The sequence below is a fragment of the Rahnella ecdela genome, assembly GCF_019049625.1.
GTDB classification, from domain to species: Bacteria; Pseudomonadota; Gammaproteobacteria; order Enterobacterales; family Enterobacteriaceae; genus Rahnella; species Rahnella ecdela.
Window position 1 is genome coordinate 84,596 of the sequence record NZ_JAFMOY010000126.1, and the last position, 13,258, is coordinate 97,853.

The 13,258-nt window shown below is 52.2% G+C and carries 15 protein-coding genes; 11 read left to right on the forward strand and 4 right to left on the reverse strand.

All coding sequences use genetic code 11. From position 1 onward, the window contains the following. Positions 1 to 798 carry a lipid asymmetry maintenance ABC transporter permease subunit MlaE gene (gene mlaE / locus J1784_RS12950; protein WP_112288375.1) on the reverse strand — a complete coding sequence of 266 codons (798 nt, stop codon included), beginning with the start codon at positions 796 to 798 and terminating at the stop codon, positions 1 to 3. A 15-nt stretch (positions 799 to 813) separates the two neighbouring features. Then, entirely contained in the window at positions 814 to 1,617 is an 804-nt protein-coding gene (mlaF, locus tag J1784_RS12955) for a phospholipid ABC transporter ATP-binding protein MlaF (RefSeq protein WP_217149567.1), read from the reverse strand. 307 nt (positions 1,618 to 1,924) lie between these two features. Here mlaF and J1784_RS12960 point away from each other — a divergent pair, with 307 nt between their 5' ends. The 11 genes from J1784_RS12960 (at position 1,925) to npr (ending at position 9,942) form a co-directional block, all read left to right on the forward strand. Then, positions 1,925 to 2,902, forward strand: coding sequence for a calcium/sodium antiporter (locus J1784_RS12960; protein WP_112288373.1), 978 nt, complete (start codon positions 1,925 to 1,927; stop codon positions 2,900 to 2,902). Positions 2,903 to 2,921: 19 nt separating this feature from the next. Beyond that, entirely contained in the window at positions 2,922 to 3,908 is a 987-nt protein-coding gene (gene kdsD / locus J1784_RS12965) for an arabinose-5-phosphate isomerase KdsD (RefSeq protein ID WP_217149568.1), read from the forward strand. Positions 3,909 to 3,924: 16 nt separating this feature from the next. After that, complete coding sequence (kdsC, locus tag J1784_RS12970; protein WP_120508358.1) at positions 3,925 to 4,491, forward strand: 3-deoxy-manno-octulosonate-8-phosphatase KdsC; 567 nt, start codon at positions 3,925 to 3,927, stop codon at positions 4,489 to 4,491. After that, complete coding sequence (lptC, locus tag J1784_RS12975; protein WP_217149569.1) at positions 4,488 to 5,057, forward strand: LPS export ABC transporter periplasmic protein LptC; 570 nt, start codon at positions 4,488 to 4,490, stop codon at positions 5,055 to 5,057. Before kdsC ends, lptC begins: the two co-directional genes overlap by 4 nt. Beyond that, complete coding sequence (lptA, locus tag J1784_RS12980) at positions 5,035 to 5,592, forward strand: lipopolysaccharide ABC transporter substrate-binding protein LptA (protein WP_112288369.1); 558 nt, start codon at positions 5,035 to 5,037, stop codon at positions 5,590 to 5,592. The genes lptC and lptA overlap by 23 nt, the downstream gene beginning before the upstream one ends. Before the next feature lie 5 nt (positions 5,593 to 5,597). Then, positions 5,598 to 6,323: an LPS export ABC transporter ATP-binding protein gene (gene lptB / locus J1784_RS12985; RefSeq protein WP_217149570.1), complete on the forward strand. Its 726-nt coding sequence runs from the start codon at positions 5,598 to 5,600 to the stop codon at positions 6,321 to 6,323. Positions 6,324 to 6,425: 102 nt separating this feature from the next. Continuing rightward, positions 6,426 to 7,859, forward strand: a complete 1,434-nt coding sequence (rpoN, locus tag J1784_RS12990; protein ID WP_217149571.1) for an RNA polymerase factor sigma-54 — start codon at positions 6,426 to 6,428, stop codon at positions 7,857 to 7,859. A 23-nt stretch (positions 7,860 to 7,882) separates the two neighbouring features. Continuing rightward, positions 7,883 to 8,170, forward strand: coding sequence for a ribosome hibernation promoting factor (gene hpf / locus J1784_RS12995; RefSeq protein ID WP_013577259.1), 288 nt, complete (start codon positions 7,883 to 7,885; stop codon positions 8,168 to 8,170). Between the two features lie 98 nt (positions 8,171 to 8,268). Next, on the forward strand, positions 8,269 to 8,751 hold the full coding sequence (gene ptsN, locus J1784_RS13000; protein WP_208642857.1) for a PTS IIA-like nitrogen regulatory protein PtsN: 483 nt from the start codon (positions 8,269 to 8,271) through the stop codon (positions 8,749 to 8,751). A 67-nt stretch (positions 8,752 to 8,818) separates the two neighbouring features. Next, positions 8,819 to 9,673 (forward strand): RNase adapter RapZ, encoded by an 855-nt coding sequence (rapZ, locus tag J1784_RS13005; protein ID WP_013577261.1) that lies wholly within the window; start codon positions 8,819 to 8,821, stop codon positions 9,671 to 9,673. Continuing rightward, positions 9,670 to 9,942 carry a PTS phosphocarrier protein NPr gene (gene npr, locus J1784_RS13010; RefSeq protein ID WP_120131579.1) on the forward strand — a complete coding sequence of 91 codons (273 nt, stop codon included), beginning with the start codon at positions 9,670 to 9,672 and terminating at the stop codon, positions 9,940 to 9,942. Before rapZ ends, npr begins: the two co-directional genes overlap by 4 nt. Positions 9,943 to 9,967: 25 nt before the next feature. Here npr and J1784_RS13015 read toward each other — a convergent pair whose 3' ends face one another. Both J1784_RS13015 and J1784_RS13020 read right to left on the reverse strand, forming a co-directional pair. Beyond that, on the reverse strand, positions 9,968 to 11,887 hold the full coding sequence (locus J1784_RS13015; RefSeq protein WP_217149572.1) for a BglG family transcription antiterminator: 1,920 nt from the start codon (positions 11,885 to 11,887) through the stop codon (positions 9,968 to 9,970). Positions 11,888 to 11,975: 88 nt separating this feature from the next. Beyond that, positions 11,976 to 13,175, reverse strand: a complete 1,200-nt coding sequence (locus tag J1784_RS13020) for a lactonase family protein (RefSeq protein WP_217149573.1) — start codon at positions 13,173 to 13,175, stop codon at positions 11,976 to 11,978. Positions 13,176 to 13,258 lie beyond the last annotated feature (83 nt).

Here is a 13,258-nt window from a genome sequence, read left to right on the forward strand (position 1 = left end):
CTAGTTTCCAAACATCAGTGCTGTCAGCACAAAATCCAATCCCAGCACCGCCAGTGACGAATGCACCACAGTACGTGTCGTTGCCCGGCTGATCCCTTCGGACGTCGGTATCGCATCATAGCCATTGAACAACGCAATCCAGGTCACAGTGATAGCGAAAACAAGGCTTTTAATCAGGCAGTTAAGCAGGTCAGTCCGCCAGTCTACGGAAGTTTGCATCGCTGACCAGAAGAATCCGCTGTCGATCCCTTTCCAGTCCACGCCGACCAGCGAGCCGCCCCAGATCCCGACCGCAACAAAAATCGCCGTCAGCAGAGGCATGGAAATCAGACCGGCCCAGAAACGCGGTGCCACAACGCGGCGCAGCGGATCGATAGCCATCATTTCCAGACTGGAGATTTGCTCGGTGGCTTTCATCAGACCCAGTTCAGCGGTCAGCGCAGAGCCCGCACGACCGGCAAACAGTAATGCAGTCACCACAGGGCCTAGCTCACGTAGCAGGGAAAGCGCAACCATCATGCCGAGGCTGGCCTCAGCACTGTAGGTGGTTAAAATCAGGTATCCCTGCAAGCCCAGCACCATGCCGATAAACAGGCCGGAAACAAGGATGATCAGCAGGGAGAGCACGCCAACGCTGTAGAGCTGCTTGATCAGCAGCGGCCATTGTTTGGCAAATTGCGGCTTACCGACCAACGCCCGAAAGAGCATCAGACCGGCACGACCAAAAGACGCGCAGGTATTTATTCCGCGGCGCCCGACTGAGGCTAAAGCCCTATTTATTTTCAAAACAAGGTACATGAATAGAGAACTCCATCATCCGAGCAGCTCGGTTTTGTAATCACCGGCCGGGAAACGGAAAGGCACCGGTCCGTCGGCAATACCGTCGAGGAACTGGCGAACTCGCGGATCAGGGTTATTTTGCAATTCTTCGGGTGTACCTTCAGCAATGACATGCTGCGCCGCCACAATATACGCATAATCCGCGATACTGAGTACCTCAGGTACGTCATGAGAAACAACGATACAGGTTACGCCCAGCGCATGGTTAAGTTCATCGATAAGCTTCACCAGCACGCCCATCGTGATGGGATCCTGACCTACAAAAGGCTCATCGAACATGATGAGTTCCGGATCAAGCGCGATAGATCGCGCCAGCGCTACACGACGCGCCATCCCACCCGACAACTCAGCAGGCATCAGGTCACCGGCACCGCGTAAACCTACCGCTTCGAGTTTCATGGTCACAGTGCTGCGCAGCAGTTCTTCCGGTAATTTACTGTGCTCACGCAACGGGAACGCCACATTCTCGAACACAGTCAGGTCAGTAAACAATGCACCGGATTGAAACAACATGCTCATTTTCTTGCGGGATTCGTACAGCTTACGGCGTGACAGTGTCGGAATGTTATCTCCGTCGAACCAGATTTCCCCGCTGTCCGGTGTGAGTTGCCCGCCGATCAGGCGCAGCAAGGTGGTTTTACCGATCCCCGAAGGCCCCATGATGGCGGTGACTTTGCCTCGTGGCACGGTCATATTGATCTCTTCGAAAATGGGACGATCGCCGCGCACGAAACTCATGCCCTTGATCTCAACCAGATTCGATTCGCTTTGACTCATTCAGTTTATCCCTTCGGAATGCTTTCGCTAAGAATACGTCTGACCCTGATGGGGTGTCGTATAACTTTGGTATTTTTACAAAAACTTACCGCGCTTTCGTTACCAAAGTTGCCATCGATTTACTTTTCCGCCACAGACGGTCAAAATCGATGAATTACCATTTTAAATTAAAAGCCTTCATCGTCTAACATACAGGAACCTGCTGGCCTTGTTTTCAGAGAAAATGTCGCCTTAGCTCATGTTGACGAAGGAATCGCCTGCCTGCAAAGGCAACGAACCTCGCATTATACCCAATAAAGGATGTTTCATGCTTCTCGCTATCGTACTGATGATTGTCGGCTTGTTACTGTTAGTTTACGCCGCCGATCGTCTGGTGTACGGAGCCGCAGTGTTGGCACGCTCAATAGGCATACCTCCGCTGGTGATTGGCATGACCGTCGTCGGCGTCGGAATATCACTCCCGGAACTGGTGGTTTCTACCACAGCCGCCATCAATGATCAGATGGATTTGGCCGTCGGAAACGCAATTGGTTCGAATATCATTAATATTCTTCTGATTTTGGGCGGTGCAGCCCTGATTCATCCACTTTCCGTTCGTTCTGATATATTACGCCGCGAACTCCCATTATTGTTACTGGTCACAGCACTCTGTGGTTTTGTGCTAAGTGACGGGGAACTCAGCCGCTTTGACGGTGTTCTGCTGCTGGCCAGTGCCGCCGTGTTTATGATGCTGGTGATAAAAATCGCCCGTGCGGCCGAAAAAGAAGGGCTGGATACGCTGACGTACGAGCAGATGTCCGAACTTCCCCAGGACAGCAGCAACACCGTAGCATTTCTGTGGCTGGCACTGGGATTTATCATCATGCCGCTGGCGTCGGGTATGATTGTCGACAACAGTACAGTGATTGCCCGTTACTTTGGCGTCAGCGAGCTGGTGATTGGCCTGACGGTTATCGCTATCGGCACCAGCCTGCCGGAACTTGCGACGTTTATCGCCGGTGCCATTAAAGGCGAAGATGATATCGCACTGGGCAATATCATTGGTGCGAACATTTTTAATACCTGTCTGGTGCTGGGATTACCCGCGCTTGTTGCGCCAGGCTCGTTCAACCCGGATGCGTTTCATCGCGATTACTGGGTCATGCTGGCGGTCAGTATCGTGCTTTCCGGGTTGTGCCTGATGCGTAAACACCGTATCGGTCATCTCGCCGGCGCACTATTACTGTGTGGATTTATCGCCTATATGGCAGTGCTGTTCCTGTTACCGGACAGCATTGCCTTCTGAACTTTGGCAGGAACTGACTATGGCTAACGTTACCTTTGCCTCCGACTTTGATTTTCAGGCCGTCGGGCGTGATGTGCTTAAAACAGAACGTGAAGGACTTGAGCAGTTAGATCAATACATTAACGGAGATTTTACCCGTGCGTGCGAAAAAATCTTCGCCTGCAATGGCAAAGTCGTCGTTATGGGTATGGGTAAATCCGGCCACATTGGCCGCAAGATGGCCGCGACGTTTGCCAGCACCGGCACCCCCGCTTTCTTTGTCCATCCGGGCGAAGCCAGCCACGGTGATCTGGGCATGGTGTCGAAACAGGACGTTGTGATCCTGATATCCAATTCCGGCGAGGCTCATGAAATTCTCGGGTTGATCCCGGTACTCAAACGCCTGGATATCACGCTTATCTGCATGACGTCTAACCCGGAAAGCACCATGGGTAAAGCTGCCGATGTGCACCTTTGCGTAAAAGTGCCGAAAGAAGCCTGTCCGCTGGGTCTGGCACCGACCAGCAGCACCACGGCGGTACTGGTCATGGGCGACGCGCTGGCGGTGGCCCTGCTGGAAGCCCGCGGTTTCACACCAGAAGATTTCGCCCTTTCCCATCCGGGCGGGGCACTGGGTCGCAAGCTTCTGCTGCGCGTGAGCGATATTATGCACACCGGTGATGAAATTCCGCATGTCAGCCGCGACGCGACTTTGCGCGACGCCTTGCTGGAAATCACCCGTAAGAATCTCGGTATGACGGTTATCTGCAACGACCTGATGCGAATCGAAGGTATCTTTACCGATGGTGATTTACGCCGCATTTTCGATATGGGCGTTAACATTAACGACGCTTTGATTGCTGACGTCATGACGACCGGCGGTATTCGCGTCCGCCCTTCTCTTCTGGCGGTGGATGCGCTGAATTTAATGCAGGAAAAAAACATAACCTGCGTGATGGTTGCTGATGGTGACCAGTTGCTGGGTGTGTTACATATGCACGACATGCTGCGCGCTGGCGTAGTTTAATTGAGGAAATCCCTGAATGAGTAATAGCGCAGCCCTGGTGGAGACGTGCTACGGTCCGGTCAGCACGCAAGTGCTTGAACGGGCGAAAGCTATCCGCCTGCTGATTTGCGATGTAGATGGCGTGATGTCTGATGGCTTGATCTACATGGGAAATCAGGGAGAAGAGCTGAAAAGTTTTAACGTTCGCGACGGTTATGGTATCCGCTGCCTGCTGACTTCTGACATTGAGGTGGCGATTATTACAGGCCGCAATGCGAAATTACTGGAAGATCGCGCTAAAACCCTCGGTATACGCCACTTGTATCAGGGACAATCGGATAAGCTTTTGGCCTTCCGCGAACTGTTAGATACACTGTCTTTGCGGGCCGACGAAGTGGCCTACATCGGTGATGACCTGATTGACTGGCCAGTGATGGCTGAAGTCGGTCTTTCAGTCGCTGTTCAGGACGCGCATCCCATCCTGTTGCCGAAAGCGCATTATGTCACGCGCATCGCCGGCGGACGTGGTGCAGTACGCGAATTGTGCGATTTGATTTTACTGGCACAGGGTAAGCTGGAGGACGCCAAAGGGCTCTCGATATGAGTAAAACAAGACTTTGGATTATTCTGGCGCTGACAGCCATCGTTCTGGTGCTGCTTGGCTTATCAATGTCTGACAACAGCGATAATGTCCAGCCGGCAGTCAACGATCAGGATCCGACCTATCAGAGCTCCCACACCGTCACGATGGTGTACGATCCGCTGGGCAGCCTGACGTATAAACTGGTTTCCGATCAGGTGAAATATTACACCACTGATCAGGTGACATGGTTTACCAATCCGGTAGCGACCATGTACGACAAGAATAAAGTCCCTACTTGGGTGCTGCATTCTGACAAGGCCAAGCTGACTCAGGATAAAATGCTCTATCTTTACGGGCATGTGCAGGCAGACAGCCTGACGCCTGACACTTCACAGTTGCAAAGAATCAAAACGGACAATGCACGGGTTAACCTGACGACACAGGACGTTGCCTCAGACGATGAAGTAACGCTTTATGGCACAGGTTTTACATCTAACGGCATGAAAATGCGTGGTAATCTGCGTGATAAAACAGCAGAGCTGATCGAAAAGGTAACGACCTCTTATGAAATTCAAAGCAAAAAATAAAATCCGTAATCTCCTGATCGTCAGCTCATTGTTAGCCGTCAGCGTACCGGCATTCGCTTTAAAAGATGACACGACCAAACCGATCACCATTGATTCGGCCAATCAGGCTCTGGACGTGAATACCAATACCGCCACCTTCACCGGTAACGTGGTCGTCAACCAGGGCACGATCCAGGTTAAAGCGGACAAAGTTGTCGTTATTCGCCCGCAAGGCGTTTCGGGCAAAGAAGTGGTTGAAGGTTACGGTAATCCGGTAACGTTTTATCAGATGCAGGACAACGGCAAGCCGGTAAAAGGCCACGCGCAGAAAGTCCGTTATGAAGTGGAAAACGATCTGGTGACCCTGACCGGCAACGCTTACCTTGAACAGCTCGACAGCAACGTGAAAGGTGACCGTATTACCTATCTGGTACAGAAACAGCAAATGGAAGCCTTCAGTGATAAAGGCAACCGTGTGACGACCGTTCTGGTTCCTTCGCAGCTGCAACAGAAAACACCTGCAGCGGCGGGCCAGCCGACCAAAAAGAGTAACTGATTTTTATGGCTAAATTAATCGCAGAGAATCTGGCAAAAGCCTACAAGGGCCGCAAGGTCGTTGAAGATGTCAGCCTGATGGTAAATTCCGGTGAAATCGTCGGGTTGTTGGGGCCAAACGGTGCCGGTAAAACCACAACGTTTTACATGGTTGTCGGCATTGTGCAGCGTGATGCGGGCCGTATCATCGTCGATGATGAAGATATCAGCCTGTTGCCATTGCATACCCGCGCCCGTCGAGGTATTGGCTATCTTCCTCAGGAAGCCTCCATTTTCCGCCGCCTCAGCGTGTTTGATAACCTGATGGCCGTGTTGCAGATCCGCGACGATCTGAACAAAGAACAGCGTAACGACCGCGCCAATGAACTGATGGAAGAGTTCCATATTTCTCATTTGCGCGATAACCTCGGTCAGTCACTGTCCGGTGGTGAACGTCGTCGTGTTGAAATCGCCCGTGCGCTGGCGGCGAACCCTAAATTCATCCTGCTGGATGAACCGTTCGCAGGTGTTGACCCGATTTCAGTTATCGACATCAAAAAAATCATTGAGCATTTGCGTGACAGCGGCCTCGGCGTATTGATCACCGACCATAACGTTCGCGAAACGCTCGACGTGTGTGAACGCGCTTATATCGTCAGTCAGGGCAAGTTGATCGCCCACGGCACGCCAGCCGATATTCTTGCTGATGAACTAGTTAAACGTGTTTATCTTGGTGAAGAATTCCGTCTGTGATCTGTGCCGCCGGAACCGTGCCTGTTTCGCCTTAAACTGAAACAGGCCGTCTCTGACAGAAGTGTTGCTGTATTCACTCATCAACGGAAATAAAGCCAAGATATGAAGCAAGGTTTGCAACTCAGACTCAGCCAACAACTGGCAATGACTCCACAGTTACAACAGGCCATCCGCCTGTTGCAATTGTCCACGCTCGAGCTCCAACAGGAGATCCAACTCGCGCTGGAGAGCAACCCTCTGCTGGAACAAACAGACCTCCATGAAGAAATCGACTCAGTAGAAGCCACCGACAGCGAAGGGTTAGATACCCGCGAAGCGCTCGAGCAAAAAGACATGCCCGAAGAGTTGCCACTGGATGCGACCTGGGATGAAATCTATACCGCAGGCACGCCTTCAGGCACCGGTAACGATTACAGCGACGACGAGCTGCCTATTTATCAGGGCGAAACCACACAAACACTTCAGGATTACCTGATGTGGCAGGTCGAGCTGACGCCGTTTTCTGATACTGATGCGGCCATTGCGACGTCTATTGTCGATGCGGTCGATGACACCGGTTACCTCACTGTTTCTCTTGACGACATTCTGGAAAGCATCGGGGATGAAGACGTCACGATGGATGAAGTGGAAGCCGTGCTCAAACGCGTTCAACGCTTTGACCCGGTTGGCGTGGCCGCGCGCGACTTGCGCGATTGCCTGCTGATCCAGCTTTCTCAGTATGCGACTGATACCCCCTTCATCACCGAAGCCCGTCTTATCATCAGCGAACATCTGGATTTGCTGGCGAACCATGATTTCCGCGCACTTATGCGATCAACCCGGTTAAAAGAAGATACACTGAAAGGAGCGATGCTCCTGATCCAGTCTCTTGATCCGCGTCCGGGCCAGTCGATCAATACCGGTGAATCCGAATACGTGATCCCGGATGTGCTGGTGCGCAAAGTTTCAGGTGTCTGGACGGTCGAACTCAATTCCGACAGCATTCCGCGTCTGAAGATTAACCAGCAGTATGCCGCGATGGGCAATTCCGCGCGCAGCGACAGCGACGGGCAATTTATCCGCAGTAATCTGCAGGAAGCCAAATGGTTAATCAAAAGTCTGGAAAGCCGTAACGACACGCTGTTGAAAGTCACGCGCTGCATTGTTGAGCAGCAACAGGCGTTCTTTGAACTGGGTGAAGAATTTATGAAACCTATGGTGCTGGCCGATATCGCCAGCGCCGTAGAAATGCACGAATCGACGATTTCACGTGTGACGACGCAGAAGTTCCTGCACAGCCCGCGTGGCATTTTCGAACTGAAATATTTCTTCTCCAGCCATGTCAGTACAGACAGCGGCGGCGAGGCATCGTCAACCGCCATCCGGGCGCTGGTGAAGAAATTAATCGCAGCGGAGAATCCTGTAAAACCGCTCAGTGACAGTAAGTTAGCAACCCTGCTTTCCGATCAGGGAATTATGGTTGCACGACGAACCGTCGCCAAATACCGAGAGTCTTTGTCCATCCCGCCCTCAAACCAACGTAAACAGTTAGTTTGACCTCAACAGAGAAGGAAGACATTATGCAGCTCAACATTACCGGACATCACATTGAGATCACGGATCCCCTGAGAGAATTCATCACGTCGAAGCTGGCCAAGCTTGAGCAGTATTTCGACAGGATTAATCAGGTGTATGTGGTGTTGAGCGTGGAAAAGGTGCAAAAAGTAGCGGAAGCGACTTTGCATGTGAATGGAGGCGAGTTACATGCCACCTCGGAACATCAGGATATGTACGCAGCGATTGACGGACTGGTTGATAAACTGGCCCGCCAGCTGAATAAACATAAAGACAAACTGAAACAGCACTGACATTCATGTAGCCAACCCTGTGCTACAAACCTTCGGGCATCGGCTTGTGACCTTCGGGAAACGAGCCGATATAGCTTTAAGGGTGAAACAGCGCAAAAGTGAAAGATGACATGATCAACGATATAGCAATGCAATTAACGTCGGTGCTCAATGCCGAATGCACCAAAAGCGGCGTTCATTGCGCCAGCAAAAAACGCGCACTGGAAATCATCAGCGAACTGGCCGCTAAGCAACTGAATTTGTCGCCACAGGTGATTTTCGACGCCATTTTGACCCGTGAACGTATGGGCAGCACCGGAATCGGTGCCGGGATCGCCATCCCGCACGGTAAGCTGGAAGAAGATACTTTACGTGCAGTCGGAGTGTTCATCCAGCTGGAACAACCTATCGCTTTTGATGCCATCGATAATCAGCCGGTAGACTTACTTTTTGCCTTGCTGGTACCGGCGGATCAATGTAAAACCCATTTACATACATTATCTTTGGTGGCTAAGAAATTAGCTGATAAAACAGTGTGTCGCCGCCTGCGTGGCGCGCAAAGCGACGAAGAACTGTTCCAGATAATGACTGAAAACGAATAAATTGCTGATTCCCGGTACGGTGCCGGGAAAATGAATTCTGAACACTGAATGCCAGGGGAGTGACACCATGGTGCTGATGATTGTCAGCGGCCGTTCCGGTTCCGGGAAGTCGGTTGCCCTAAGGGCATTGGAAGACATGGGTTTTTACTGTGTGGATAACCTGCCGGTGGTGTTATTACCGCAGCTTGCACAAACCCTCGTTGAACGTAATACGTCAGCGGCCGTCAGCATCGACGTACGTAACATGCCGGAAACCCCGGAAGTTTATGAATATGCAATGTCCCAGCTGCCTGAGAGCTTCTCACCGCAGTTGCTGTTCCTTGACGCCGACCGCAATACGCTGATCCGCCGCTACAGCGACACCCGTCGTCTGCACCCGCTTTCCAGCAAAAACCTCTCTCTCGAAAGTGCCATTGATGAAGAAGCCGATTTGCTCGAGCCTCTGCGTTCTTCCGCCGATCTCATCATCGACACGTCCGAAATGTCCGTTCACGAACTGGCAGAAATGCTGCGTACCCGCCTGCTGGGTAAACGCGAACGCGAACTGACAATGGTCTTCGAATCCTTTGGTTTCAAACACGGCATTCCGATTGATGCGGATTACGTGTTCGACGTGCGTTTCCTGCCGAACCCGCACTGGGATCCGAAACTGCGTCCGATGACCGGCCTCGACAAACCGGTGGCGGCGTTTCTTGACCGTCATACCGAAGTACACAACTTTATCTACCAGACCCGCAGCTATCTCGAACAGTGGCTGCCGATGCTGGAAACCAATAACCGCAGCTATCTGACCGTCGCCATTGGCTGTACCGGCGGTAAACACCGTTCGGTGTATATCGCAGAGCAACTGGCCGACTATTTCCGTTCCCGCGGGAAGAACGTGCAATCCCGCCATCGCACGCTGGAAAAACGTAAATCATGACGGTAAAACAAACGGTAGAAATCAAAAACCGGTTAGGGATGCATGCCCGTCCGGCGATGAAGTTATTTGAACTGGTGCAGAGTTTCGAATCAGAAGTGATGCTGCGTAACGGCACAGGTATTGAAGCAGAAGCCAGCAGCGTTATCGCGCTGCTGATGCTTGATTCCCCGAAAGGTCAGAAAATAGAAATCGAAGCCACCGGCCCCGACGAAGAACAGGCGCTGACGGCAGTTGTAAATCTGATCAATTCAGGTTTTGATGAAGACTGATCATTAGCGCACTGTTTAAGCCGTATTAAATGCGGCTTAAACAGTCTATAGCAATGGCCTTAAAGCTTTCAAAATTCTCACTGCTCAGCAAACGACTCATTGAACGCTCCCGCACAAACGTCACGAACAAATCATAAATCGCCATCGCTTCCTCGTAATCCGCCTTGCTGATCGCCAGCAGGAAAATCACGTGTGCCGTCTCCCCTTCGCCCCAGGTAATGCCCTGCGGCGAGAGCAGCGTGATCACCACGGTTTTCTTCGCCAGCAGTCCCAGTGAGTGCGGCAGCGCAATGCCTTCGCCCAGCATGGTCGAGACTATCTCCTCGCGTTCCACCACTGACGGATAAAACGCCTGATCGACATAACCTTCTTCTTCCAGCTGCGAGCACACATGGCGGAATAATTCTGCCTGCGTCATCGGCTCGTTGACGATCATGAAGTGTTTTTCATCGAAGAATTTTTCCAGCATATAAGGGCGCGTGCGGTCGACCAGCACCAGCTTGCCGAGCTGTTCCATCTGGTATTCAGTCGGGAATGGTGACAGCACCACTACCGGCTTATTCTTCTCGGTGATGCGGGCGTTGGAGATAATAAAATCTTCGTCGATATGTTCCAGTTGCTCGTAATCGCGCAGCGAAACCACCTGCTTCATCACCAGCTGCGGATACTTGCGGTTAATCTGCGCCTGGATCATACGGATGGTTGAATTGCCGGTATCGCACACCAGCATCACCTGCGGATGCCGCTGATAGCCGATGTTGTAATGCCGCTCCAGCCCGACGCCGATATGCAGTACCAGAAAACCAATCTCGTTTTCACTCAGCGAATACGGCGTGTATTTTCCCCAGCTGGAAACTGCCGCCAGCGTGACGTCATACGCCATCGGGTAATGCTGTTTGATGTTGTTCAGCAGCGGATTGGGGATATTTATCTGGTACTTCACCCGCGTAATCATGGTCTTGATATGCGTCAGCAGATCGGCGCGCAGCTGCTTGTCACCCTGCAAATCATAGTTATAGTGCGCGTTGATATACGACAGAATGTAATCGACCAGCGATTCGTCGTCGTCGGCGTTGATGTCGGTTGGCAGAATTTGCTGTACGCGACGTGCCGCGATATTTACCCGCAGATAAGCTTCTTCAGAGGCCGGAATTTCCTTGCCGACCAGATTTCGAAGCTCAGCCGCCAGCCGCACGGAAACCTGTTTCACCGCCGGGTCACCGTCTTCTGCATCAAAATCCGTCAGCGGATAACCGCCGGTAATGCGCTTAATTGCCACCGCACAATACAGGATCAGATATTGCTCGCCTTCATCAGTCAGCTGAATAGAAGACTGCGTCAGCACTTCATGCATCAATCGCGTCAGTGGCACCAGCGCTTCCGGCTCCAGACTTTCCGCTTTCAACAAAGGATTGGCCTGCTCCTCGGCATCCAGCTGAAACAACAGATCCGTCAGACACGCGCGGATCGCCAGTTCCGCACCGAACAGTTTCATGCCGTAGCGCGGCTTGGTTTCGATATTCAGATGATAGCGAGCCAGATGCTCCCTCACCTCAGCCATATCATTTTGCAGGGTTCCCCGGCTGACAAACCATTCATCGGCCAGATCTTCCAGCTTTAACGAAAAAGCTGAGGTCAAAAAGCGGATCAGCAACGTTTTCACCCGTTCAGCAGCAGTGCGCGGCGTCGGATTGGGTTTACGTTGCGTTGATTGCTGTAACGTTGAGAAAAGCGTCTGATCGTCAATACGTAGCTGATACCCGCTGCCACGGCTGTGAACAAACGTCGCACCAAAATCGGCGATGATTTCATTCAGCGCAGTAATATCGGCACGCACCGTGCGTGTCGAAACGGACAGACGTTTTGCCAGCTCATCCTGAGGAAGGGTTTCGGTTTGCAGCGCATCAAACAGTTGCGCCAGACGTTGATTGGGAAATCTCACCATTATTCTTCCATATTATTGCGGATACGCCTTCTGCGCAGTCACCGGGAAGGTTTCCACGCAGAAGGTTTAGTTCAAACGCAGCATGTTATCAGGGTGCAATCACCATCTGTGACGGACTGCCCACAGCCACATAATCATCAACGAATGACAGCTTACCGTTTTCGCCAGATACCTTGAATCTGGTGATGTTATCGCTTCGTTGATTCATTGCGTAAATATATTTGCCATCTGGTGACAAAGTCAGCGTTCTTGGATAGTCGCCACGCGTCCAGGTTTCATCATTCCAGGTCATCGCGCCTTCGCCGGTCACGTTGATCTGCGCGATGCTGTTATGCAGACGGTTCGCCACATACAGATGCTTGCCGTCTTTGCTCAGCACAATGCCCGCCGCAAAGTTGGTGCCTTTAAAACCGGCTGGCAGTGATGACAGGCTGTGAAGCTCCGTCAGCGTGCCTTTGGTGGCGTCAAAGCGATAACTGGTCAGCGTCGAGGCTTCTTCGTTGATCAGGAAAACCACTTTGCCGTTCGGATGAAACACGAAATGGCGGGGTCCTGCACCTTCGGAAGACGCCTTAATAAACGGCGGATCGTTGGCTTCCAGCACGCCGGTTTCACCGTTGAGCTTCCACTGGTAGATCCGGTCCAGCCCAAGATCGGTGGAAAACACGAATTTGCCGGAAGGGTCGGTGGCAACCATATGCGCGTGCGGCCCGTTGTGGTCGCTGATGGCAAAACTGCCTTCCGCCGCCGCTGCCGGTTTGCCCGCGCCTGCCGGACCTGAATCCTGCTGGCTATTGCTGGCCTCACTCAGTTTTCCGCTGGCATCCACCGGGAAGACTGCCACCACGCCACTGATGTAGTTCGCCACCAGCAGATGATCCCCTTTTGGCGTCAGGGACAGATACACCGGCCCTGCACCCTGCGAATCCACCTGATTAATCAGCGTCAGGCTGCCGTCTTCTGGCGCAATACGATAGGCCGCCACAGCGCCATGTTTGCCGCCATTGTAATTATCAATTTCACTGCCAATAAACAGCGTTTTGCCGTCGTGGCTGAGCACCATCTGCGCCTGATTTGGCAGCTGGCTGGCGAGCGTTTTATCACTCAGTGCGCCGGTTTTCGGATCGAATTTAAAACGGTAGACACCTTCCCCGTTGGGGTTGTAGGTGCCGACGTAAGCAAAATGCGGAGTCGTCGAATTCATTGTTTTTTCTGCTGCATAGAGCGGCATGGCAGAAACTGCCAGCATCGCGGAGGTTAAACCTGAAATCAGAAACCAGTTTCTCATACATTTCCTCAGAATTTGGGATATCAGACAAACGAGAGAACCCTGCATCCGCTCAGTGACTGTGGGATACAGGGTGTTTAACC